The sequence below is a fragment of the Spirosoma validum genome (assembly GCF_014699035.1).
Lineage (GTDB): Bacteria > Bacteroidota > Bacteroidia > Cytophagales > Spirosomataceae > Spirosoma > Spirosoma validum.
The window spans coordinates 439,191-464,975 of the sequence record NZ_JACXAA010000005.1; the positions used below are offsets into that span (position 1 = coordinate 439,191).

The window sequence follows — 25,785 nt, forward strand, 5'->3', positions numbered from 1 at the left end:
TCTTTACTTAAAACCCGCTCTCGAGTGGGTTTTTATTTTTTCATATAGTTGTCTGCAAGTACGTTGATTTCTGACATACGGAATGGAATATCTATCAGGCGACTAAATATCTATTATCATAAAATTTATGAATACTATATTTAACAACATGATGAATAATGGCAATTTTATATACTGGAAATATACATCTGATAGTCATACCCACAGTTTTTGTATATGCATTTATAGCTATTTTTACGTAAAATAATGTTGGAGATATAATATATATACATATGAAAAACAAAAAAGCAATTAATGCGTTTAAAACCTCTTCACATTAAATCTTCTGAAATTAGTAGAATAAAAAAATTGTACTGTTTTGTAAAAGTTAACTTACCTAATGAATAATATAAAGTGAATATCAAATCTCTTCCATCTAATTTTTATGTAGTCATTATCTACAGGGGAAGAATTATTGTTGATAGCAAATAAATTAGTTTAATTAACCTATTAGGCAATAAATCTGCATCTAAATCAGCTAATTCTCTTTGTATATATTTGCATATACCCTATGTTAAAAATAGAATCTACATTAATCCCTTTAATATATCCAATTACAATTCATACAGGAAATTAAAACAACGAGGCCTCAAAAATAGTAAATTCAAAATCGTTAATATATCCTCTCTGGTTAGAATAGAATTTAATCGCCTTCACATTTTCTAAAGATTTAAATTTGCTTTCTTCAAAAAGGCTAAAATAGTCATAATAGTTTGAGCAATATTTATTTAGTACGCATTGATGGCTTAATAAATCAGAAACAGTATTAAATCTTATTTTCGAATTATGATCTTTAATTAATTCAACGCTAATATAAGGGAGTTTATAAAGTAAAGAAATAGCTTTTGCTTTATTAGAGTATTTAAACTTTGCTGTAAAAAAATAAAGTTTATCTGGGTTAATTAAATCTAAATTAATTACCGAGCCAAGCGTGCAGAAGCGTCTATCAATCAGTTTAAATTTAATATTTATATTTTTTTTTCTTTTTTCCGTAATAAATAATGATTTATTTATTTTATCCTTAATAGTGTATTTTTCCAGAATTTCAATTTTTGTTAGTGGTTCTTCAAACAAAAAATACCGTTCATCAATTGTATTTCCCCAAGAAACATTATTTAAGCTGGTATGAAAAATAATATTATCAACTTTCTTTTCAGAAATAAAATAAGAGTTCAAGCTATCCAACCTAGGAGTATAAGCGGAGTAAGATTGAAAAATAGGGCGCGGCTGATAATTTAGATTATTGAAATAGCTAATTGACGTAATGTTAGGATATATATCATATGTTTTTGATCTATCTAACTGGTTATTAGGAATTCTCTCTTTATATCTGTATTGATCATGATTCCAGTTAGTTAGGAAAAGTATGTCATTGTAGAAATTATTAATAAAGCCAAATGATAAGGTTATAATTACTACGTTATATATTCTATTTTTATACTCAGTATTTTGTGGCAGATACATCAACAAAAATATAATTACTGAAACAACTGAACATTTAAAAAACAAAGAGGCAGATCCTCTGGTGAATGAATAAGAAAAACAATAATAAAATGCTAATAAAATTAATATAAGTATGGAAAGGCCATTATATGAGAAAAAAAATCTTCTCATATAATACAATAGCATTGAAAAAAAACCAGTTACAACAATAGCAGCTAAATAATTTTTAGTATATTCTTCACCTTCATATATCTGCATGGATTTTTTGTAACCCGAAATTATTTCAATAGAGTTTAATATGTAACTATTGAAATCTACATTGAAAGACATGTACACGCATATAAATACAGAAACTAGAGAAACTATGTACGCAAATAGGTTCAAGTAGTTTCTTGATATAACGAAAGAAGCTGTTATTAAGAAACTAGTAATAATTATGGATGGAAAAAAACTAACTTTTAGAAATAGCATTACTATCGACGTAACAGCATTAAATACAATAATAGTTAACTCATTAGTTTTATTGGATTTATTATCATTCTTTAAAATAACTACAGACGAATGAATTAATGCGATAAAGAAAAGTATTGTATAGTCTACATAGAATCCAATTTTTATTACTAGCCACGGCAATAACACATATTTGGTAATATACGATATTCCTCTAGATTTAATAAATTTTACTGACAGGGATATATCATATATTACCAATCCTGTATACAATAAATATATACCTTTAAAAAAGTATGAAATAATTAGCAATTCATTAGTTAAGCCTTCTATAATAGGGTAACCTAGAAATCCTAGAGGGCCAAAAGTAAATATTATGTCCTTACCAAATAAATAATTGTTACTAACAGCGTAATTCAACGTGTACATCCAAGATGTATCTAAATTATTAGTTAATATAAAGTTGTTTTTTTGTATGACAAATGAAGCAATTAGCAGCAAAAACAACATTATTTCATATAAATTCGAGAAATTTTTATAGCTATTTGTATAAATATTTTTCAATCGATAACCTAATTTAGATGTATCCGAAAATATCATATTACGTATTCAATAAATTGTTTGTAAGGTATGAATTATTGTAATGCACAGTAGCTATTTATTTTATAATCTGTGAATAATAAGTTTACATATGTAAGTATTTAACTAAAAATAGGTTGCATGGATAAATCATCTAAGCTGACACTAAATTTCTCAAATACGGATCTACAGATTAATTGGAAGATTACAAACAATTTGTATTTCAGAAACTGCGGCTTTTAACACGTATACCTTATGTGTTCTGATTATTTATTCGATTTGCCTATACCGATTTGCCTTTTACCATTTTTTAGCACAAAAAGGCCTGTAAATCAATGATCTACAGGCCTTTTTTAGTGGAGACGGAGGGATTTGAACCCTCGTCCAGTCAAGGAAACCGTCGTGCTTTCTACATGCTTAGGTACGCTTAAGGTTGTCGGGAATCAGCCCGGTGTGTACCAGACCAAGCCTCATCCGTAGGTGCTTGTGTCTTACTCGGCCGTTAACACCATAAACCGAGCCAGCGCTGCGAGTCGATGCCTCCTGATCCAGCCAGCAGCACGTAGGCCGGGGAGACAATGGCTATTGCTTAATCCTCCGGATTAGGCAGCCATGGCGTAGTTATATTCGCCAGTTATTGTTTTGACGATTTGTTCGGTTCGGGAAATACCGTCAACTCCCGACATGCTTACACGCGACCTCAGCAAGCTGTCAATTCCGGTCGTCCCCAAATTAACTTCCCATCAGGGCGTGTCGTGAAGATAACTTACACACAGTCTTATTAGTTCTCAACAAACTAATAATTCATATTTTTCACAGAATTTTCATAACTTAGTTACTCTTGACATTGTTATGTCGTTATACTATATTATCTATAGGTTGGTAGGCTTCAAATCATGACAATCACCCCTTTTGAAACGAACTTATACCAGCACCTGGCCCCGTTCTTTACGGACCATGAGTATGCTCTATTAAGCGAAAAAAAACAATTTCGCCGGACAACGAACAGCGGGTTTCAGAACATCATTCTATCGTCTGTTTTCTACACCCACGATACCATGGTTGACGTAAACTTCGGCTGTCGGAATGAGCAGGTCGAACAAATTGCACAACAGTTTCTGAACAATCTCCCCGATTTACGATCCGATGCAAATACACTGATCGTTTCCATTGGTCGGTTCAGTGGCTCTCAATACTTCCGCTATAAGATTCACTCAGATAAAGAACTCCCGGAAGTTTGTGAGCAAATCGAGCACTTCTTTGATCGTCAGGGTTTCGATTTTTTGTCGACAGCCTCTACCCTATCTACTCTTGACCATCTGCTGAACGAATCACCTGGCCAGCCATGCCAATTTGTGTATAATCAGACTCACCGCTGTTACAAAGGATTGATTGCTGCCCGGTTAAATCACAACCCGCATTTCGACGGTTTGATTGACTGTTACCGGCATTTACTTATTCACCAGACTCAGAATCCCTACGAACAGATCCATTTCGAGCGGCTCATTGCTTATTTACAACATTATTCGGCTAATTAAGAAAATAATCTTTTTTTAGCTTTTCACAAACTGTGCTATGGTCGTGGCTAAACCGGGAGTAAGGGGGAGGTTTGGATCATTGTAAGAAGTCAGTGCTTCCTGCATTGAACTCGTGCTGGCATTTTTAAAAGCATGATTCATTTCGTCGAACCAGCGAATTTGAGCACTGGGCAAGGCACCTTTTAGTTTCTGGGCGTCAGAAACCATTACCTGCACATCTCGCTTTCCCTGAATAATTAATACAGGTACTGTCAGCAGTTTTATTTGGGCTGCGGGATCATATTTCATCCATGAAATCATGTAAGGCTGCACGCTGGGGCGAAATAACTGGCGGATGGCGGGATAAGCTGTCGGCAAACTACTCAATGTAAAGCCTGCTTTCAGGGAATCAATTGCGTTAAATACCTGCATCCGGTCGGCTTCAGGCAATTGAGGTTTTAATTGCGTTTTTAATTTAGTGGCAATGTCGTCGCCAGGCCCAGCCAGGGAAATATATTTATCTGCTTTAGCCAGTCGCGCAGCAACCATGCCAATTAGCGAACCTTCACTATGTCCGGCCACAACTACTTTGGTAAATCGCTTGTCGGCCTTTAATTGATTGACCCAGATTACGGCATCATTGATATACGTTTCAAACTTTATATCCTTTTCGTTCATACCCACACTAACGCTACGTCCCACTCCACGTTTATCGTAGCGCACTGTCGCTATACCTAATTTCGCCAGGCTGTCGGCCAGATATTTATACGAATTTGCTTTGACGCTACCCGTTTGCCCAACCGGAATCAGATTATTACCATTTCGATCGGTGGGCCCCGATCCAGCTATCAGGAGTACCACCGGTAGTTGCGTTTGCTTATTAACGGGCAAAGTTAGCGTTCCATCAATTAGTAGATCGGCTGTTTTGAGCTGCATTGGTAACTCGGTTTGAGCCATCACCTCCAGACCCGGGAAAATCAGCAAAAAAGTAGAGATAAGAAACCATTTCATAATAGGGAGAATTAGTGTAAACGAACGTAACAGATATACGCTTCAATTAAGTTGTATCTTTTTCCTGCTAGGCATAGATACTCAAATTGAGGCAATTAGAGTAATATTAATGATACTTCTTGTCGTATACGGTTTAGGAACAAGCGGTAAGTAAGCTGACGACCGTAAGCACTATATACACGAAAATCGGCATTTCGTTCTGATAACGCAGACGTAGCAACCGGATATACATGACTGGAATAGTAAGAACGACGACAAAGCTATTGAATTAAATTCCAGAAAGATCAGCTCTTTATCACACTAATATTACCACTTCCTTCAATATAGCATGTCTTCACTTCCGATACGTCTTCGATACCCTGCTGACGTAGCATACTCATCAGCTCAGAAGACGTAATCAGTTCCTTCTTCATATTTTGACGTTGCATCACGCCGTTCTTAATTAGTAGTACAGGGTCAGGTTCGCCTATTTTACTGAAGAAGACGGAACGAAACCCGAGCCAGTTTATAGCGTAGTCCCAGAAAACCAACACGCCCACCAGTAAACAGCCTTCTGTAATCGAGTCGTACTCGCCCGCCATCGAGTTTTGAGCGGCATCAGAAATTAGTGTAATCAACAGTAAATCAGCGATGCCTAGTTGCCCGGCTCCTCGTCTGAAGAATCGGATGTAGAGAAAACAAAACCAGTACGTAATGGAGCCACGGATAATAATTTCCCACAATGACATACTGGGAATGAACATTTTATCCCAGTCGACATCGACAAGCAATACAGTATTCATGTAGTGTTCGTTAAGAAGGGTATTGCTTTAGAACCAATTCTGCGTTTCGGAGTTTGCCCTACAAGCAGATAACTCATGGATATATACTTAATACGTCACACAGAAGTAGCGGTTGGTCGAAAGATTGCCTACGGACAATCAGATGTCGACCTGACCGATACGTATGCAGAACAACTGAACCGACTAAAAAATCACTTGCCTGATGGGGAACGGTTGGCTCACCCATCCACTATTTTTTCATCACCGTTACGTCGCTGTCGTCGATTGGCCGAAGATTTAGCGTCTGCACTTTCGTCGGGTAGTCAGATTGAAACGGCACCAGGTCAGACGGCGATTATCGGTGCAGAGCGGCCGGGGGTGCAGTTCGATGATCGTTTGAAAGAACTCTCCTTTGGCGATTGGGAAATGATCCCCTGGGCCGATATCAGCCCTGAACTACTTGCCACCTGGCGAGCCGATTATGTAAAAATCCGAATGCCCAATGGGGAGAACTTTCAGGATCTTTATCAGCGGGTTACTACGTTCTGGCAGGAGCAAATTCGGCCTCTGGAGGAAACGAATTCAGCTCAATGTGTATTTATAGTTTCACATGGTGGTGCCATTCGGGCTTTGCTGTGTCTATTTATGGAGTTACCTTTGTCGAACGCCTATCGGATCAATCTCGATTACGGGGCTGTCTCCAAACTGACATTGACGAAGTCGTCTTATACAATTCAATACATTAACCGCTGATTTTACACCCATGAAGCCGCTTCAGATTCGACTGACCACGCTGACCAGTATTGTTCTGGCAACTGCCCTGTTCCGATTAATACCTCACTGGCCAAATTTCACTCCCATTGCCGCATTGGCTTTGTTTGGAGCAGCTACTTTCGAGCGCAAGTGGCTTGGTCTGGCGATTCCATTGGCGGCTATGTTGCTGAGCGATGCACTTATTGGTTTCCACGGGAGCATGGGCGCAGTGTATACCAGTTTTGCGCTAACCTGGCTACTAGGCCTGTGGGCATTGAATAAACCAACAGCCGCCCGTATTGCGGGTGCGTCCGTTGCTTCGTCGATCCTGTTCTTTCTGATTACCAATTTTGCGGTTTGGTATGGTAGTTCATTCTATCCACAAACGCTGCCCGGCCTGATGGGTTGCTATGCTGCCGGATTGGCTTTTTACAACGGTACGTCCTTCTTCCTGAACGGTTTGTTAGGCGACCTGTTTTTCAGCGCGGTGTTATTTGGAGGATATTACGTTCTACAGCAACGTTTTTTTGTGCTACGTCCAGCCCGGCGTTAAGCGAGGTGATTGCTTTTTATGACGAGAGCGGCTTTAGATCAGCCGCTCTCTTTTTTTTATATGCCTTCCCGAAAGCTCATTCATAAACGACGCTTTAATTCATCACGTCAGACTTTCGTATTTCCGACTAATCAATTCAGCAACTAGGCCTGTCCAGCCCGTTTGGTGGCTAGCCCCTACACCTCGTCCATTGTCACCATCGAAATATTCGTAAAACAGTACGTAGTCCCGGAAATTAGGGTCTTGGTATTTCGGATGTTGACCAAAGCTAGGCCGGTTGCCGCTTTCATCTTTTGTAAACAGCTGGATCAGTCGGTTAGTAAGTTCACAGGCAACCGCCTTGAGCGTAATTTGCTGACCCGATCCAATGGGGTATTCTACCACAAAATCGTCGCCGAAGTAATGATAAAATCGCTCTAAACTTTCGATGAGCAGATAATTGGTCGGCATCCAGACAGGCCCGCGCCAGTTACTGTTACCACCAAACATGCCACTATCGCTCTCGGCGGGGGTGTAGGTTAATCGGAACGTAGTATTGTCTAAGGTAAATTCATACGGGTGATCGCGATAAATTTTGGACACAGCCCGGATGCCATGCGGACTCAGAAATTCATTCTCGTCCAGCATTTTATTGAGCAGTGACTTTAGCCGAAAACCACGTAGCAAGCTCAACAATCGCTTTTGGTCAACGCCTTCTTCTGTATACCGCGATACCTGGTGGTATAAATCGGGTCGATGGCCCTGAAACCAGGTCATCCGTTGCAGAAAAGCAGGGTTAGCCTGCATCAAGTCATTATCCAGCACCTCAACAGCAAACATCGGAATAAGTCCTACGAGCGTACGAACGCGCATTCGATGAACGCTTCCATCGTTCATGCGCAGTTGATCGTAAAAAAAGGCGTCCTCTGCGTCCCAGAGTCCGACATGGTTTTCGCCAATGTTGGTGATAGCCCCGGCGATGTACAGGAAATGATCGAAGAATTTGGTCGCCAGTTCGTCATACACACAGTCATGACGGGCCAGTTCGAGGGCGATCCGCATCATGTTCAGCGCATACATTGCCATCCAGCTTGTTCCGTCGGCCTGCTCCAAATGACTTCCGTCGGGGAATATCGTATTCCGGTCAAAGACGCCAATATTATCCAAACCAAGAAAACCGCCTTCAAAAATATTATTACCGGATTCATCTTTCCGATTTACCCACCACGTAAAGTTGAGCATCAGTTTGTGGAAGATGCCCCGTAAAAACGTTAAATCTTCTTCACCCGGTTTTCTTCTCTGTTCCAGTTCGAAGATTCGCCAGGCTGCCCACGCCTGCACGGGCGGATTCACGTCGGAGAAATTCCATTCATAAGCAGGCAACTGACCGTTCGGATGCATATACCACTCGTTGGTCAGTAGCATCAGTTGCTGTTTAGCAAAGCTGGGATCGATAAGCGCCAGGTTCACGCAATGGAAGGCCCAATCCCAGGCCGCATACCAGGGATATTCCCACTTATCGGGCATGGAAATAACCCCCGCGTTGATCAACTGAAGCCAGGTATGATTACGCCCTTTTACCCGTTCAGAGGGCGGTGGTGGCGTATTCTGGTCACCAGCCAGCCAGCGTGATACGTCATAATAATAATACTGCTTACTCCAGAGCATCCCCGCAAAAGCCTGCCGCTGCACCAGCTTTTCATCGTCGGTTGCCTGCTTAGGATGGATGAACTGATAAAATGCGTCGGCTTCTGCCTTTCGTTTCGTAAAAATCGTATCGAAATCAGCAAATGGCTGGGTCAAACCCGTTGATTCGAGCCGTAAACGCAACGTAACGGATTGACCCGCTTCAACCGTCAGGACGTAGTGGGCGGCTGCTCTTGTACCGGTATGCTTTGGATTGACCGTATCTGCTCCCTGTAGCACATAGTCGTTAATGCCGTCTTTGGGATATGCTGACCCCGTATGGGTGTTGTAGAGTCGGGCGAGGTTGGTCTCGTTTTCGCAGAATAACCATTCGGGCTGTCCATCAGCATGCAGTATGTAACGCCCGAGGGATGAATCTTCAACCGAAACCGATCCATCAGGCAATAAAACCAGGATGGGCTGATAATTCGGCACGCCATCAGAATCATCACCAAAGACCCACGTATTTCGAAACCAGAGGGTTGGCAATAGATGCAAAACAGCGGCTTCGGGACCACGGTTATAGGCCGTAACGAGCATCAGAACGTCTTGCGGTCCACCTTTAGCATATTCGATAAATACGTCGAAATACCGATCCTCGTCAAATAGTCCCGTATCGAGCAACTCAAATTCCGGTTCCAGCCGCGAACGACGTCGATTTTCCTCCAACAGCCACTCATACGGATAAGCCGTGTGTGGATACTTGTAGAGCATCCGCTGGTAAGAATGCGTCGGCGTATTATCCAGATAGTAATAAAGCTCTTTAACGTCTTCGCCGTGGTTACCCTCCCCATTGGTCAGACCGAAATACCGTTCTTTCAGAATCGGGTCCTGACCGTTCCAGAGCGCGAGTGCGAGACAAAGTTGCTGTTTATCGTCGCAGAAGCCGCCAATACCTTCTTCTCCCCATCGGTACGTATAGCTCCTGGCCATATCATGGGTTGTGTAGGCCCAGGCATCGCCATTGGCACTGTAATCCTCACGAACGGTTCCCCATTGCCGGTCGGAGACGTAAGGCCCCCACTGCCGCCAGGCAGGGTTTTCCAGTCGTTTTTGTTCAGTGGTCATAAGTTTAATAAAAAGGAAAAAGGGAAGAAAGGGAGGAAAGAGGAGAGGAGTTCCAGCCAGTAGCAATGTAGCTCCTTTTCCCTTTCCTCCTTCCTCCCTTTTTTCCCCTCTTTAATCAGCCGCCCGTAGCAAAGCCTTCGAATACAGTCATGCCCCCATCAATGAAAATACTGGCTCCCGTGATGTAGTCAGATAGGTCAGATGATAAGAAAACAGCCAGATTGCCAATGTCTTGAGGCTGCCCAATCCGATTGTAAGGAATCAAGGTCATCAGGCTATTCAATGCCTGGGGCGTTTCCCAGGCAGCCCGATTAATTGGCGTTTGAATCGCGCCGGGACAAATGCTGTTCACCCGAATCTTACGGTCGCCATACTCCTGCGCCAATGACTGCATGAGCATTTTAATTCCTCCTTTCGACGTAGCGTAATTTACGTGACCTGCCCAGGGAATCAGTTCATGAACCGAACTCATGCAGATAATTTTTCCGGTAGCCATCGATACTTCCGGTTTTGGTCCCCGGCGCAGAAACTCACGAATGGCCGCCCGGGCGCATAAGAACTGGCCCGTTAGATTCACGTTGATAACGGTGTTCCATTGTTCCAGCGTCATTTCGTCGAACTTGGCGTCGCGCTGAAGTCCTGCATTATTAATCAGAATATCGACCGTACCATATTTGGCAACTACATCAGCAAACATGTTGGCTACTTCGTCTTCCTTACTCACATCGCACTGAGCGATCATGCCCAAGCCTCCTGTGTCGGTAATTTCCTGTAGTACGCCCTCAGCAGCGGATTGAGACGATGGATTCGGATAGTTTACAACAACCTTGGCTCCGGCAGTTGCCAGGGCTTTTGCTACACCAGCTCCAATACCGCTACTGGCACCGGTTATCAGAGCGATTTGTCCTTTTAATACTTGATCCATGAATTTTTCACAAAGCGTTTTTAGTGAAAGCCATTTTACATGAGTTTGTTTGACGTCATTAATCCATAATGGTGACCCGCATGCGGTTGCAAACTACAGTTTCCCTGGTGCCTGACCAACCCATTAACCACTTGTTAATCTCCCAAAAGCCTGGTGACGAACCCAAACTTATCCGCTGTGGAAATGATACATTTTTTCAAAATTGGATTATTAGCATGAAAATTAGGTATGGAAACGTATATAGTCCTATTATTTACAATTATTAGAAAAATACAATTCATACGCCATTTATAGGGACTTATTGTACTTTTTTTATAATCAGCCCACTCTACCAATATGGAATTGTCTTTTATAAAGAATATCATTCGTAAACAGGCTTTAAACGAGGATACCTATTGCATTAAACCGAGTTTAGCCCACACCTTTGCAGAGGTAAAACAAACATTTCAAACCAAATGAAACAATTCCGTTTATCAATTGCTGTACTGCTGTCAGCATGGGGTCTGGCAGGCATGGGAGATGCCAAAGCCGACAACGTTTCGGGAATGGGTGGTGTGAAAGTTGAGAAGTCCGAACAAAAGAAAGTACGCGTTTATACACAATCGGGAAATTCCGTTGACGTAGCAATCATTGATGCTGACGGTAACGTATTATACCGAGGTCTTATCTCAAAAAGCACAAAGGGCGCCACGTCGTTCAACCTGAACAACCTGCCAGATGGTCAATACTTCCTGACAGCTGGTAATAACGCCTGGTGGATGTCGCAGGGCTTAACGATTAAAGCCAATGCGGTTAACATCGATGCACGCAATCTGAAAGAGGTAGCCCAACCAATCCTGACAACTTATGAGAAAAATAAGGTTGAAGTGACGTTGCCTGCCAGAAACGTAGATGAAGCAAACGTAGCAATCTATGATGCCCAGAACGTACTGGTCCAAACCGATACGTTTAAAGGAGCAACCCGCCGGTTCGATTTATCGGCTCTGCCTGACGGTGCGTATACCTTTGTTGTCGGCCCGGATCAAAAACAATTTGTGACCCGCATCGACATTCGTCACTAGGTTATTAAGGATTGAATTGATTGAGTCGCGAAGCTGATTCAATTACACTTTCTCAACTTTAGTAAGGCCGGTCTTTTCGGACAAGCCCGACCCATCATTCTCCACTCCGCCCGCAACTTTCGGTTGAAAGTTGCGGGCTTTTTTATTACTATCTGCTTTGAAATACTCAAATTCTTAATTAGCAATTAATTAGTAGTCAACAGTTTACCATTTTGTTACAACATACTGAAACTTGATTCAAATAGTAAAAACTAACTATAGGGTCAGAATAGGTAACTATAGGAAAGTTCCATGCTACTATTATATTTATTTTAGGGCATGAACGACAAGAAGTCTTGTAGACGCTTATTGTTTTCATCATAGGTTGACAAAAGAATGCTTTCCACGCCCTGCCGGAAAGCATTTTTGTTTATGCCCTACGTAGTAGTTTATGCTGATTTATTCTTTAAAAGACATCACTAAGGTAGCGTCAGCAAAAGATTTTTGTGGTACGTTTCTATTTGACGACTTGTCATGCCTTCTTTACGAATCATTCTACTGCTTACTTTCTCATTTATCGCACGTTTGGGTCTGGCTCAACGTAGCATCCCGCTTTACCCAAATGGAGTGCCCAACGCCAAATCGGTACCGGACGAAGAACGTAGTGATGCCAACCAGAACGCCTTCAACGTATCGAATCCTACCCTAACCATTTATACGCCACCCAAGGCAAATGGTACAGCCATAATTATCTGTCCTGGTGGTGGCTATGGTACGTTAGTCATCAAGCGTGAAGGATACGAGGTCGCCGAAGCTTTCAATAAGATGGGCGTAACGGCTTTTGTGCTGAAGTACCGATTGCCGAGCGATAAAACCATGATCGATAAATCGATTGGACCTTTGCAGGACGCACAACAGGCATTCAAAGTCATTCGGCAACGAGCGTCTGAGTGGCACGTTGACCCGAACAGAATTGGCATTATAGGTTTCTCGGCGGGTGGACATTTAGCAGCCACGACGGGCACTCACAGCGACAAGGCCGTCATTGATAACAAAGAAGCCATTAACCTACGTCCCGACTTCATGATTCTGCTTTATCCCGTCATTAGCCTGAATGATAGTCTGGGGCATGGAGCAACCCGAAAAAATCTGCTGGGTACGTCGCCTTCGGCCGAGCAGATCAAACTCTATTCCAACGAGTTGCAGGTTAGCAAAAAAACGCCACCTACGCTTCTGCTCCACGCTGGCGACGACCAAAAGGTACCCGTCGAAAACAGTCTTGTTTTTTATGAAGCCATACATCGCCAGGGTGTTCCGGCAGCCATGCACATTTACCCGAAAGGTGATCACGGTTTTCTGGGTACACCAACCCGCGATGAATGGATGGAGTTGTGCAAATACTGGATGAAACGTAATGGCTGGCTAAACGACTAGTTCATTGTCGGAAAGCAGTCGTTTTCACTTTCGAATCCTTACCCCATGAATTATAATCGGTTTCTCGTTCTTTTTTGTTGTCTCAGTTTGAGCGAAAACGTACTGGCTCAACTTCCACCTATTTTTGATCAGGCCCGCGCTCAGACGGCTCAATCCGAAGCGACAGTCCGGCGTTTTCTGTCGCCGGTAAAAATTCTGTGGAGCACTGGTTCGATTGCTCGTTCTGACCAACTTCTGAAACCAGGTAATGGACAGGCTGATTTATCGGGTAAAGGCGTTTGTTCGCTGAAAAGTGGCGCTACGGATAAACCTAGTCTATTGCTGGATTTTGGAAAAGAACTACACGGCGGCCTTCAACTCGTAACGGGGCAATGGAAGGTCAGCAAACCCATCACAGTACGTATTCGTTTTGGCGAGTCGGCGAGTGAAGCAATGGCCGATATTGAACCGAAACAAAATGCAACCAACGACCACGCGATCCGGGATATGACCGTGCAGGTGCCTTGGCTGGGGAAGCTGGAAATTGGCAACACAGGTTTCCGGTTTGTCCGTATTGATCTGGTCGATCCGGATACTGAACTGTTACTCAAGGAAGTACGGGCCATTTTTACGTTCCGCGATATTCCTTACACAGGCTCCTTCCGATGCAGCGATACGTTGCTGAATAAAATCTGGGCGACGGGCGCTTATACCGTTCACCTCAACATGCAGGATTACCTATGGGACGGCATCAAACGCGATCGGCTGGTATGGGTGGGCGATATGCACCCCGAAGTGTCGACCATTAACGCCGTGTTTGGCTACAATGACGTAGTGCCCAAAAGCCTTGATCTGGCCCGCGATATTACGCCCCTGCCCGGCTGGATGAATGGCATCAGTACGTACTCGATGTGGTGGATTCTTATCCAGCGCGACTGGTACTTGCACAACGGCAATCTGGATTATCTCAAGCAGCAGAAGACTTATTTGGTCGGCCTACTGAATCAGCTAATCCAGAAAATTGACGAGAAGAACAGCGAAAAACTGGACGGCACCCGGTTTCTGGACTGGCCTTCCAGCGAAAACGCAAAGGGAATTCACGCTGGTTTACAATCGATGATGGTGCTTTCACTGGATGCCGGAGCCGATTTGTGCCGGATATTAAATGACCCTGAAACGGCCAGGAAATGCGATGCTGCCGTAGCTCGTCTGAAACAATACGTACCCGATCCGAATAAATCAAAACAGGGCGCAGCTTTGCTGGCGTTGTCAGGCCTGGTACCTGCTCAAACAGCGAATAAGGACGTACTGGCTGTTGATGGGGCACAGAATTTCTCTACGTTCTATGGCTATTATATGCTCCAGGCTAAGGCCAAGGCCGGTGATTACAAAGGTGCGTTGGCGAATATCCGGCAGTTCTGGGGCGGTATGCTTGCCCTGGGCGCCACTACGTTCTGGGAGGATTTTAACCTCGATTGGGTGAAAAACGCCGGACGTATCGATGAGCTGGTTCCCGAAGGCAAGAAAGATATTCACGGTGACTGTGGAGCGTACTGTTACGTTGGTTTCCGGCACAGTCTGGCTCATGGCTGGGCATCGGGACCAACGCCCTGGCTAACCGAACACGTATTGGGAATCAGCGTTGTAGAACCCGGTTGCAAAGCCATTAAAGTACAGCCGCATCTGGAAGATTTAACTTTTGCTGAAGGTAGTTTTCCAACGCCCTACGGCGTCGTGAAGGTGAAGCACACCAAAAGACCGAACGGTACGATTCAGTCCGACATAAGCGGCCCGAAAGAGGTCCGAATTATCCGGTGATTTTGCGGTATGATTTCCGAGTTTAAACTGAAACGTGTCAGCCAATCAGAAATCATACCGCAAAACCCGCTAATTCAGATTGGTCATGATTTGTTGATGCTGCAGGTATTGATTCAACGTAGGCGATATGCGTCGGCGGGCAATTGTAAGTGTTTTGCCACCAGTCATTTCCACACAGGCAGCGTCACCGAAATCGATGTTCCGTACGTGTGCCAGATTCACTACGTGTGATTTATGAATACGCGCCAATGGGGACCCTAATAACTCCTGTTCAAAGGTTTTAAGCGTCTTAGCCATCAAATAGCGCCGTTTGTCACGGGTATGGATAAACGTGTAGTTGCCAGCTCCTTCCAGCCAGACAATTTCCTCGACGGAAACCCGTATCGAACGATTTTGTGTAACCAGTGTAATACGTTGTGGTTGAGCCGGAAGCACGTTCGGAGTTGTTGCAGAAAATGCAGTACGTTGTGAGTGAGTTAGCGGAGTCATTGTGCGTAGAGAAAAGGTTTGACTTTGTAGAATGATCGTCACAAACCTATCTATCTCGTATGATACGCTCAATAGCACCTGCGTTGAATGGTACATTACACCGTATGAACCGTCGAAAAGAGTACGTTAACCGTTATGGGTTAAAAGCCAGATTTCAGCAACGTTTATGAATAGCTATTAATACGTTGCCCGTCCGCCTGAAATGTCATAAATAAACCCGGTGGAGAAGCTGTTCTCGGCGGACACGATAAAACAGGCCATAGCGGCCACTTCGTCAACCTGCCCTAGGCGCCCCATTGGAATTTTAGCAGTCATATACGCTAGCTGTTCAGGAGACGTATTGTCGTTCATGGCCGTTTTGATGACAGCCGGTGCCAATCCATTAATCGAAATTCCGGTAGTTGCGTATTCTTTGGCAATGGCTTTTACCAAGCCGATTACGCCCGCTTTACTGACCGAATATCCCACCATCCCAGGATTGCCTTCTTTTCCGGCAATCGACGCCATCAGGAGAATACGTCCGTAGCCTCGGCTTGCCATTGCCGTTACCGCATATTTGGTAATCAGGAAACTTCCCAGCAGGTTAATGGCGCATACATTTTCAAAGTCAGCGGTGGTATACGTAGTAATATTGGTGCTGGTCGGTCCGACAATTCCGGCAGAATTTACTACCACGTCCAGTTGGCCAAAATCGGCAACAACCTGGTCAACAGCCTCCTTTACCTGGCTTTCCTGAGAAATATCTATCGGGTAAGTACGTACCGGGCGATCGGCTGTTGCAAATTCGCTACCGGACTTTTCCAGCAACGTAGCATTCCGGTCAAATAGAGCAACGGAAGCGCCTTCTGCAACTAACCGCTGGGCAATGGTTTTACCGAGGCCGTCAGCTCCGCCCGTAACAATGGCAACCTGCCCTTTGAAGCGATCAGGAAAATACGTCAATTCAGGCATAAATCAGTAAACAGCCAGACTGGTTTTAGATTATTTAACCACAGAGGCACAAAGTACACAGAGATGAAAACTTTGTGCTCTCTGTGCCTAAACGAATGTATTTAATGACTACTTATTGGTCTTTTTCAAAAATCAATTGATCCTCTTTTGCTTCGTCAGGGGTGCTACCTCGCTCAACTTTTCCGACCAGGAAGATATACGAGCAGGCACCAATGAATCCTAACGTACCGATAAAGACAAGCGCGGGAGCAAAATTTCCGTCTTTGGCTAAGTAGCCAATCGCGATGGGAACTACGATAGACGCCAGATTACCCATAAAGTTGAAAACGCCCCCTGTCAGGCCAATCAGATGCTTTGGCGATAAGATTGATACGAAAACCCAGGAAATCAGCGCCATGCCGGACCCAAAAAACGCGAGCGCCAGGAAGAAAATAATCAATGCCGTATCATTCGTGTAGTTGGCCCCAATGATACTGACCGACAAAAGGAGCCCAATGATAATGGGCGTTTTCCGGGCCATCCCGACTGATTTTCCCTGCTGAACTAATTTATCGGATAAGAAACCCGACAGCAACAAACCGGCACAGGCTGCCAAAAATGGTACCGACGCCAGATAGCCCGATTTAATGAAGTCGAGTCCCCGGTATTTCACCAGATACGTTGGAAACCAGGTCAGGAAAAACCAGAGCGTAGCATTGACCGCAAATTGACCAATATAAACGCCCCATAACGTTCGGCGGGAAATCACCTGCCTGAGGTTTTCCCACTTCCAGATGTTGACTTGCGGAGCACCTGGTTTCTTTCCTCGAAACAATCCGCCCCCTTCTTCAATATAGTCCAGCTCAGCCTGATTCACGCGCGGATGATCGAGCGGATCGCGGTAGAAAAGATACCAGACGACACCCCAGACAAGCCCAACCAATCCCGTGGTGATGAACAGACCCTTCCAACCCGCGTAGTATTGAATCGTCACTAGAACCGGCGTCAGAAAGGCGAGGCCGATGAACTGGCCCGATACGTACAGAGCGATCGCCGAAGCCCGCTCGTGATCAGGAAACCAGCTCGTTACGACCCGATTGTTAATCGGATAAGAAGGCGCTTCGAACGTACCAGTTGCCAGACGTAACGAAAAAAGGGCACCAAAACCTCTTATGAAGGCCTGCGCCAACGTAGCAATTGACCAGGTTATTAGGCAAAACGCGTATAAAACCCGTGGACCAAACCGGTCGGCGATGAGCCCCCCCGGAATTTGTAAAGCCGCATACGCCCAGCCAAATGCCGAAAAAATGTAGCCTAGTTCAACGGTTGACAGGTTCAGGTCTTTGCCCATCTCGGTAGCAGCCACCGAAATATTCGTACGGTCCAGATAGTTGATCGCTACGTTGACAAAAACGAGGGCTAACATGCTGTAGCGCACCCGAGTCCGTTGTTTCTTATCGCTTGACTGTTTCATGGGGTGAGGGTTTCCGATTTTCAGACTATCTCGCTGTCCAGCCGCCGTCAACGGTCAGCATCGAACCAACCATGTAACTCCCGGCATCACTCGCTAAGTAAATGGCTGCACCCTGGATCTCCCGCAGATGACCCCAGCGACCTAAAGCCGTAGCACCAACCACAAACTTTAGCCCTTCTTCCGTATCGGCAATGGGAAGATTCATTTCTGTCAAAAAAGGGCCGGGGCAAATGGCATTGACGTTAATGTTAAACGGAGCCAACTCCAGCGCGAGCGCACGGGTCATCTGAACAACGGCGCCTTTACTGGCTGTATACGGTGTTCGGTTCGACAGACCGACCAAACCGAGCGTACTGGCTAAGTTGATAATACGACCCTTACCCGCCTGCTTCATGTAGGGCGTTACGGCCCGGCAGCTCAGCCACGTACCATTCACGTTCACATCCAGCACCTTGCGAAATTCATCAAAGGTTAGTTCGTCGATGGCCCCACGAATGTTTATGCCCGCGCTGTTGATAAGAATGTCAATCTGCCCAAAGGCGTCTATGGCTGCTTTCGCCATGGCTTCCGATTGTGCCTCATTGGTAATATCAGCCGCGAATGAAATGGCTTTAATGCCAAAATCATCACTAAGCTCGTTAGCGGCCTGAGCCCCTTCGTCGGCGTTACGGTTCACCAGCATTACGTTGGCACCAGCCGATGCCAGTCCAGCCGCCATGGCCAAACCTAAGCCCTTAGAACCACCCGTAACTATGGCTGCTCGGCCACTCAAATCAAACTGTTTAACGCCTGGAAGTAGTTCTTTACTCATGTAATGAATGGTAGTTGTGGTGTCGGGTTTGAGAACCCGACACTTTTAGTCAAATTCGCGTCGGGTTCTCAAACCCGACACCACATAAAGTTGCTATAGTCTGCTAAGAATCTATAAAATTCATAGTCTCTACGTAAGCCCTAATGTCTCTTTACTATAGGCTAGGCAAGCCAGGATATTGTCCTCTTCAGCAGCCAGCTTATTTTCCGCGCTCAAGGGTGATGTTTTGGGAAGACCGGCTTTATACGGATGTTGCTTCACCATACGTAGCGTTCGGGCTAAATCAAGCCCCGGTACGTCGGTAAACGTTGACCAGTAATCGGTCGTTAAACACGGAATTTCCAGCGGATCGCGGGTGATCATTTCCAGGTTGAACGTAACGGCGGGATTATGTTTTTTGCACAGATCGATCATCTTCGACAGATCGCAGATCCCCTTGCCCAGTGGCACTTCCGACAGCAGAAACCCATCGGCATATTCCGCCAGCCCCATGTCTTTCACGTGCGTTGTAAATACGTATGGCGACAAGGTCTGAACCACCTCCATGGGATCTTCCAGCAGCGAGATGCTATTCCCAAAATCCAGCGTAACGCCAATCCATTCGCTGTTCAGTTGTTTGAGCATAGCAACCAACTCGGAAGCCCGCCAGTCTTTGTGATTTTCGACCGCCAGTTTGACCTGATGCTTGCGAAGGATCGGCTCGGCCAATCGGAGAGATACCAATGCATTTTTCTTTAACGCCTGAAAAGCTTCGACGGAATGATACGTTTCATAGCGACGGCCCGCCGAACAAACAGTTCGCAACACAGTCGCCCCGGCTTCTTTAGCATTCACTACGTCCTGCTCAAATTTTGGTACATCTGCCGCCGTTTTGGGAACGCTGATAGAACCTTCCAAATAAAGTCCCAACTGCTCCCGCTTCGCACGAACTTTCTTGGCAAAATCAGCCGTCCAGCCATTGACAACGACCTGAACGCCCCCTGATCCAATCTGATGGGCATGCTCCAGCAAGTCAACGGCGTTAGCAAAGCCAGGGTATTTCTGACTTTCCACTTTCGAGTTCCAGCGACTTCCGTACGAGTGTACGACAATACCCATCGGGGTATTTTTAACAAAATCGGGGATATCAGGAAACGTCAGCGCCATAGCACCGATTGAGGCCCGTTGTAGAAAATCGCGTCTGTCCATTTGGGTTTAGATAGCCGGGTGATACGGTATTCTGGCGGCTACGTTTATTTCGGCACACTCGCCTTCGCTTCGAGCATGTATTTGTTCAGTTCTTTGGCCGTCCAGGGCACGACTCTCCCCTGCGACGTAACGCGGGTCATGCCAATGAGTCGCTTACTGATTGGCCCGGCATTATTTCCCCATTCATTGCGGATGTAAGTCAATATCGCCGTGAGCGACGCATCGTCCATCGTTGAGTGGGCAGGCATAACGGGCAAAATCTCCGGCTGATCATACACCTTTTTGTTGATCTCGACAGGACCTTCCATACCGTGAAGCAGAATCAGTGCGAGTCGTTTTTCATCACCCACTACCCAATCAGAGGCAATGAGAGGAGGCCCGAAACGATTCAACCCTGCCCCATCGGTGCCGTGACAGCCCGAACAGGTGTTGAGATAAAGCTGCCGACCCGAGGCAAACAGTTTTTGCTCTTCCTCATTCAACAGACTCTTTTTTGACGTATTACTTTTCGCGGCAACATGACCCGGCCATTCAAACAGAGACGCCAACGCTGACAGACGTGATGGATCGATTTTGCTGGTAGCCTGCGCCAGAATGGGTGGCGCAGCGGCCAGCTTAACGGGTTTTAATTTGCGGTTGCTGGCAGCAATCGACATACCTGTCAGGATAGCCTTTTGTTGCCAGCTCAACGCCTGACCTCCGTTTTCCAGCATAGTCAACATGGCCGTCAATTCAGGCGGATTTTGCTTCTGTACTACACAGGTTGTCAGCTGCTCAACGAAGATTTCTTTCGACGGTTCAGCGATTTGCCACTTTGGATCTTTCATCAACCGCTGCAAAAAGGTAAACTCCTGGTTTTGAAGGCTACTTAACACGGCATCCCGCATTAACGGCGACGTACCCTGCTGATCGACAATGCCTGCCAGGACTTGCTGTGCTACGTTCTGATCGAGTACATTTCCCGAAAGGGCTATCTGTAACTGTTGTTGGATCGTCGCTTTTTGCCAGCTTTTTAGCAATTGTTCGCCTAATTTGGTCCGAACCGTTTTATCCACTTTGGCAAATGGTTCAAGTAGTCGAATGGCCGTACTACTCACCAGTGAACCCGGATCAGCGACTAATGGCAATAGCAGCTCGGGCGTCGTTAATTTCAGCCCTTCCAGCGTCCATAACGCATGAAATCGGCCCAACGAATCGCTACCCTTCGTCGCTACGTTGATTAACGTCCGGCCAATTCGTTTGTCGTTACGTTCAACGAGTAATCGTTGCGCCATATCCCGGTGCCATCCGTCCGGATTTGACAATTCAGCAACCAATGCCTCCGATGATGTTTCCGACAGCTTTTTCGGCTTTTGAGCTTGCCAATTCTCCGGGACGATCCGCCAGATACGTCCCCGATTTACGGGTTTCTCCAGACCACGTGCCAGCGTTTGCTCTTTCAGATAAGGCGTAACGTATGCCTCGTGCTGAATAAGTCCCCGATACATATCCGCTACGTAGAGGGTACCATCAGGGCCCGTTGCCTGATGAACGGGCCGGAATCGTTCGTCCGTCGACGCGAGAAATTCCGTACCGGGATGAGGATCGTGGGCAGCTACTAAAAGTCCCTTTTCTTCGACTACATTACGTTTAATCAGATTGCCCGCTGGTTCACAGACAAATATGTTGCCATGATAAGCCGCAGGCAGTGCCGTTCCCCGGTAATAAAGTGGCGAACAGGCGGCTGTAAACTCCTGTAAACGACCTTCTTTGTCCAGCGTGCCGGGTATGTAGCCCCGGTTAACGGCAGGCGTAGGCCGGATTGGATAAACGCGCCGATCTAAGGTTAGTCCGTAGTCGATACCCGTTGTGGCTTTGTGATTTTTATTCCGCGAAAGGTAATTCGGTGGGACCAGATCGCCGTGCAATTGCGACCAGTTATAATTGTAAAGCAGGCGTCCTTTATCGTCATGGCTGATGCCCCACTGACCGCGGAACTCGGTGCTATCGCGTTCCCATCTGTTATCCCGCAACCGGTACCGAACGCGCGATTTAGCGTTATAATACCAGTTATCCATACTCCGCCAGAGTCCGTTGGGCGCATGTTCGGGCAGACCGTTGCCCATGTATTTTGCATCGACGACTGTTTTTGTATCCGCTTTCAGATCACCATTGGTATCCTGTGTCATCCACAAAGCGCCGTTCTCGGCTATTAAGGCTCCACCCGGCACCAGAGCAATGGCTCTCGGCATAATCAGGCTGTCGAGGTAAATTTTACTGACATCCATCTGGCCGTCGCCGTTCGTGTCTTCCAGGATCGATACGCGACCGACCGGCTGGTTCTCCCCTTCCCCATTGACGTTTGGCATAAAACCGCGCATCTCGACAACCCACAGTCGGCCATCCGGATCGAACGTAATGACTACGGGATCTTCAACCATCGGCTCAGCCGCAACAAGCTGAATTTTCAGCCCTGGTTCCAGTTTAAACGTGGCAAGTTCTTCGGCAGGCGTGTGCACTGGCGAAGGCTCGTCGGTCCAGGTCGTTCGTACGTTGGTTTTAAAGCTTAGCAGGCACAACAGGCCGATTCCAAACAAGTAACCAGAATATCCGTGCTTACTCATGAGCTATCACACTTGGCATTATTATAAGAAAAAGCATTATTGAAAATATACTACTTGTGTTTACACTGCTACCGAAGCATTTTTACCAGAAATGACCTATTTTAATCTTAAGCGTAAATAGACAGAACAACGATTTGATAAAGTGCGGTGTTCAATTTGCCCCAGGCGTCACGTAATATACAGCTGCATTGATAAGAAGTTTACCGCTATAGACGTCATTTCAAGCATGAAAAAGCCGCCCTCAACCTGAGTTGACGCGGCTTTTTTTTAACAGTCATTTATACAAATGCATTCTTATGCTGTCACCTTAAACTCTGAAGTGAGGTGAAAATGAATATCCGGATTGTTTTGCTGGTTCATACGTAGCATCCACTCCGACTCAGCCAGAAATACGGGATTCTGATCTTTGTCGTAAGCAATCTGGTTTCCTTTTAATCGAATGAACTCGGTTAACTTCGCTGGATTATTAGCGGTTATCCAGCAGGCTTTGGTATAATTTAAGGGTACCCAACGGCATTTGGCACCGTATTCGTTTTCCAGTCGGTACTGAATTACTTCAAACTGAAGTTCACCCACCGTTCCGACAAATTTCCGATTACCCAGCTCAAGCGTAAATAGCTGCGCAACACCCTCATCGGTTAGCTGCTGAATGCCTTTGTCTAACTGCTTCGACTTCATCGGATCGAGGTTGACAAGTTCCTTGAAAATCTCGGGCGAAAAACTCGGAATTCCCTGGAACTGTAGCTCTTCACCCTCTGTCAACGTATCACCGATCTTAAACGTACCGGTATCATACAGGCCCACTACGTCGCCCGGAAATCCTTCATCCACTACACTCTTACTGTCCGCCATAAAACTGAACGGACTGGCAAACCGCACGTTTTTGTCCAGGCGTGTGTGATGATAAAACTTGTTACGTTCAAAAACACCCGAACAAATGCGCAGGAACGCGATACGATCCCGATGGCGGGGATCAAGGTTCGCGTGGATTTTGAAGACAAAGCCGCTGAAGTTTTTCTCGTCGGGCAGTACTTCACGTTTATCGGTCTGTCGAGCAATTGGTTCGGGCGAAATGAGGCAGAACCCTTCCAGCAGTTCTTTTACACCAAAATTATTGACTGCTGACCCGAAAAACACCGGTGCCAGTTTCCCATCCAGATACGCTTTCTGATGGAATTCATCATAAACGCCCTCAATCAGTTCCACATCTTCGCGAAGTTGAGACGCATCCCGATCCCCTACTTTGTTATCCAGCAACGAGTCTTCCAACTCAATCGGCAGAACGTCTTCTTCAACTTTGGTTTTATTCGCTTTGAAGAAATATAATTTTTTCTCGATCAGGCTATATACGCCTTTGAAATCCGACCCCATGTTCACGGGCCAGGTCATAGGCCGAACGCGAATGTTCAGCTTCTCTTCCAGTTCGTCGAGCAGATCGAACGGATTACGGCCTTCGCGGTCCAGTTTGTTAATAAAGATGATAACGGGCGTATCGCGCATCCGGCAGACTTCCATCAGCCGTTCAGTTTGCTCCTCCACGCCCTTCACGCAGTCAATTACCAGAATGACACTGTCGACAGCGGTTAGCGTGCGATACGTATCCTCCGCAAAATCTTTGTGACCAGGTGTATCGAGGATATTAATCTTCAGGTTATCGTATTCAAACGTCATGACTGACGTAGCAACGGAAATTCCCCGCTGCTTCTCGATTTCCATGAAATCCGACGTAGCAGACTTCTTAATTTTATTTGATTTTACGGCGCCCGCAGTTTGTATCGCTCCGCCAAACAGCAGTAATTTTTCGGTTAGCGTCGTTTTCCCGGCATCGGGGTGACTAATGATGGCGAATGTCCGCCGACGGGCAGTTTCTGCCGGTATATTCGTTTGCATTATTCTCAGAATCAGAGTGCAAAGATACGAAAAAAGCGTGGGGCAATGGGCATGGGGCAGAAGGTAAAAGAAAACAATCTATGTTTTACCCTCTGCCCCATGCCCATTGCCCCACGCCTTTACAAAAACGCCCAGAGCACCAACGCCCAGCCGGCAATCATTGCCAGCCCGCCGAGGGGCGTAATGGCGCCTAACCACGTAATACCGGTGAAACACAATACGTATAGCGACCCAGAGAAGATAATAACACCACCCAAAAATGAATAGCCTGACCAGTTGAGCAGTTTAACCACAGTCGGGTTACTACCGAAAACCTGCATAAGCAAACCGACCAGCACTAACGCCAACGCATGATAAAACTGGTATTTAACGGCTGTTTCGAACGTAGCGGAACGCCCCGATGCATCGAGCATTGCTCGTAACGCATGCGCTCCGAAGGCACCGATGGCAACACCCAACAATCCTAAAACAGCGCCCGATTGAATAAAGAACTTCATCTACATCTAAAATTTTATACAGTTCAACTGATTAACAGAATTCTCCGTTCAGGCACGACTACCAAAAATGACACTTCCGACCCGAACCATCGTGCTACCTTCCTCGACAGCGATTTTATAATCGCCACTCATGCCCATCGATAGTTCAGAAAAATGAATGGCAGGATGTTGACTGGATGCCAGTTTATCGTACAGTTGCTTCAGCCCCCGGAACTCCTGCCGAATTTGCCCTTCATTGTCCGTATTCGTCGCTAAACCCATCAGGCCAATCAGGCAAATATTCGACAAGTTGTCTAATTCCGGCGCGTTTATCAGCCTTTCGGCTTCATCGGGAGATAAGCCAAACTTAGTTTCTTCATTAGCAATGTGAATCTGCAACAGGCAGTCAATAGTCCGGTTGTGTTTAGCCGCCTGTTTATTGATCTCCTGCAACAGTTTCAGGCTGTCTACGGACTGAATCAACGACACAAACGGAGCAATGTATTTGACTTTATTGGTCTGTAAATGCCCGATTAAATGCCATTCCACGTCGGCAGGAAATTGGGGCTGCTTATCAACCATCTCCTGCACTTTATTCTCGCCAAATCGTCGACTGCCCGCATCATAGGCCTCTTTCAATTCCTCAACAGGCTTCGTTTTGGTAACCGCAATCAACTTGGCTTTACCCTGTAACCCGCTCTCAATCTGGTGGAGTCTATCGGCAATTGTCATAACGTACTAAGTGAATGTTCCCGAACCGATTATTAAAATTATACAAAGATAGGTTTGAGAACTAAGCGGAAACGCGTAGTTTTTGGCCGAAATTCAAGAGAAATCAACGTAAGAACACAATAATTCATTCCTGGCTTTGGTTTTGAAAACAATTTAA

General features: G+C 45.6%; 20 protein-coding genes and 1 other RNA gene. 6 read left to right on the forward strand and 15 right to left on the reverse strand.

Going from position 1 to position 25,785, the window contains the following annotated elements; genetic code table 11:
* Window positions 1-612: 612 nt before the first annotated feature.
* A complete protein-coding gene (locus IC230_RS16350; RefSeq protein ID WP_191040110.1) occupies window positions 613-1,812 on the reverse strand; it encodes a hypothetical protein in 1,200 nt (399 codons plus the stop codon).
* Between the two features lie 1,053 nt (window positions 1,813-2,865).
* Window positions 2,866-3,240: a transfer-messenger RNA gene (ssrA, locus tag IC230_RS16355) on the reverse strand.
* A gap of 167 nt (window positions 3,241-3,407) precedes the next feature.
* Here ssrA and IC230_RS16360 point away from each other — a divergent pair.
* On the forward strand, window positions 3,408-4,049 hold the full coding sequence (locus IC230_RS16360; RefSeq protein WP_191040111.1) for a hypothetical protein: 642 nt from the start codon (window positions 3,408-3,410) through the stop codon (window positions 4,047-4,049).
* Between the two features lie 15 nt (window positions 4,050-4,064).
* On the opposite strand, the gene IC230_RS16365 is transcribed toward IC230_RS16360, so the two are convergent.
* A complete protein-coding gene (locus IC230_RS16365; protein ID WP_191040112.1) occupies window positions 4,065-5,039 on the reverse strand; it encodes an alpha/beta hydrolase in 975 nt (324 codons plus the stop codon).
* A 284-nt stretch (window positions 5,040-5,323) separates the two neighbouring features.
* Window positions 5,324-5,821 (reverse strand): DUF421 domain-containing protein, encoded by a 498-nt coding sequence (locus IC230_RS16370; RefSeq protein WP_191040113.1) that lies wholly within the window; start codon window positions 5,819-5,821, stop codon window positions 5,324-5,326.
* A gap of 75 nt (window positions 5,822-5,896) precedes the next feature.
* Between IC230_RS16370 and cobC the strand changes: the two genes are divergently transcribed.
* Window positions 5,897-6,553 (forward strand): alpha-ribazole phosphatase family protein, encoded by a 657-nt coding sequence (cobC, locus tag IC230_RS16375; protein WP_191040114.1) that lies wholly within the window; start codon window positions 5,897-5,899, stop codon window positions 6,551-6,553.
* Window positions 6,554-6,563: 10 nt separating this feature from the next.
* Entirely contained in the window at window positions 6,564-7,106 is a 543-nt protein-coding gene (locus IC230_RS16380) for a DUF6580 family putative transport protein (RefSeq protein WP_191040115.1), read from the forward strand.
* Between the two features lie 102 nt (window positions 7,107-7,208).
* Here the strand turns inward: IC230_RS16380 and IC230_RS16385 are convergent, their stop codons facing one another.
* Both IC230_RS16385 and IC230_RS16390 read right to left on the reverse strand, forming a co-directional pair.
* Window positions 7,209-9,839: an MGH1-like glycoside hydrolase domain-containing protein gene (locus IC230_RS16385; protein ID WP_191040116.1), complete on the reverse strand. Its 2,631-nt coding sequence runs from the start codon at window positions 9,837-9,839 to the stop codon at window positions 7,209-7,211.
* Between the two features lie 115 nt (window positions 9,840-9,954).
* A complete protein-coding gene (locus tag IC230_RS16390) occupies window positions 9,955-10,764 on the reverse strand; it encodes a glucose 1-dehydrogenase (RefSeq protein WP_191040117.1) in 810 nt (269 codons plus the stop codon).
* Between the two features lie 455 nt (window positions 10,765-11,219).
* Here IC230_RS16390 and IC230_RS16395 point away from each other — a divergent pair, with 455 nt between their 5' ends.
* The 3 genes from IC230_RS16395 to IC230_RS16405 all read left to right on the forward strand — a co-directional run bounded on the left by IC230_RS16395 (window position 11,220) and on the right by IC230_RS16405 (window position 15,035).
* Window positions 11,220-11,825 (forward strand): T9SS type A sorting domain-containing protein, encoded by a 606-nt coding sequence (locus IC230_RS16395; RefSeq protein WP_191040118.1) that lies wholly within the window; start codon window positions 11,220-11,222, stop codon window positions 11,823-11,825.
* 513 nt (window positions 11,826-12,338) lie between these two features.
* Window positions 12,339-13,238, forward strand: coding sequence for an alpha/beta hydrolase (locus IC230_RS16400; protein ID WP_191040119.1), 900 nt, complete (start codon window positions 12,339-12,341; stop codon window positions 13,236-13,238).
* A 45-nt stretch (window positions 13,239-13,283) separates the two neighbouring features.
* Window positions 13,284-15,035: an alpha-L-rhamnosidase-related protein gene (locus tag IC230_RS16405; RefSeq protein ID WP_191040120.1), complete on the forward strand. Its 1,752-nt coding sequence runs from the start codon at window positions 13,284-13,286 to the stop codon at window positions 15,033-15,035.
* Between the two features lie 69 nt (window positions 15,036-15,104).
* Here the strand turns inward: IC230_RS16405 and IC230_RS16410 are convergent, their stop codons facing one another.
* The 9 genes from IC230_RS16410 to IC230_RS16450 form a co-directional block, all read right to left on the reverse strand.
* Window positions 15,105-15,524, reverse strand: coding sequence for a LytR/AlgR family response regulator transcription factor (locus IC230_RS16410; RefSeq protein ID WP_191040121.1), 420 nt, complete (start codon window positions 15,522-15,524; stop codon window positions 15,105-15,107).
* Window positions 15,525-15,701: 177 nt separating this feature from the next.
* Window positions 15,702-16,475 carry an SDR family NAD(P)-dependent oxidoreductase gene (locus tag IC230_RS16415; RefSeq protein ID WP_191040122.1) on the reverse strand — a complete coding sequence of 258 codons (774 nt, stop codon included), beginning with the start codon at window positions 16,473-16,475 and terminating at the stop codon, window positions 15,702-15,704.
* Between the two features lie 112 nt (window positions 16,476-16,587).
* Window positions 16,588-17,928 carry an MFS transporter gene (locus IC230_RS16420; protein WP_191040123.1) on the reverse strand — a complete coding sequence of 447 codons (1,341 nt, stop codon included), beginning with the start codon at window positions 17,926-17,928 and terminating at the stop codon, window positions 16,588-16,590.
* Between the two features lie 25 nt (window positions 17,929-17,953).
* Window positions 17,954-18,739, reverse strand: a complete 786-nt coding sequence (locus IC230_RS16425; RefSeq protein ID WP_191040124.1) for an SDR family NAD(P)-dependent oxidoreductase — start codon at window positions 18,737-18,739, stop codon at window positions 17,954-17,956.
* Between the two features lie 129 nt (window positions 18,740-18,868).
* The gene (locus IC230_RS16430; protein ID WP_191040125.1) at window positions 18,869-19,927 is read right to left on the reverse strand and encodes a sugar phosphate isomerase/epimerase family protein; all 1,059 of its coding nucleotides are present in this window, start codon (window positions 19,925-19,927) and stop codon (window positions 18,869-18,871) included.
* A gap of 44 nt (window positions 19,928-19,971) precedes the next feature.
* Entirely contained in the window at window positions 19,972-22,530 is a 2,559-nt protein-coding gene (locus IC230_RS16435; RefSeq protein ID WP_191040126.1) for a DUF7133 domain-containing protein, read from the reverse strand.
* 294 nt (window positions 22,531-22,824) lie between these two features.
* Complete coding sequence (locus IC230_RS16440; RefSeq protein WP_191040127.1) at window positions 22,825-24,420, reverse strand: peptide chain release factor 3; 1,596 nt, start codon at window positions 24,418-24,420, stop codon at window positions 22,825-22,827.
* Between the two features lie 119 nt (window positions 24,421-24,539).
* The gene (locus IC230_RS16445; RefSeq protein WP_191040128.1) at window positions 24,540-24,917 is read right to left on the reverse strand and encodes a DUF423 domain-containing protein; all 378 of its coding nucleotides are present in this window, start codon (window positions 24,915-24,917) and stop codon (window positions 24,540-24,542) included.
* A 48-nt stretch (window positions 24,918-24,965) separates the two neighbouring features.
* A complete protein-coding gene (locus IC230_RS16450; RefSeq protein ID WP_191040129.1) occupies window positions 24,966-25,628 on the reverse strand; it encodes a YggS family pyridoxal phosphate-dependent enzyme in 663 nt (220 codons plus the stop codon).
* Window positions 25,629-25,785: the final 157 nt, after the last annotated feature.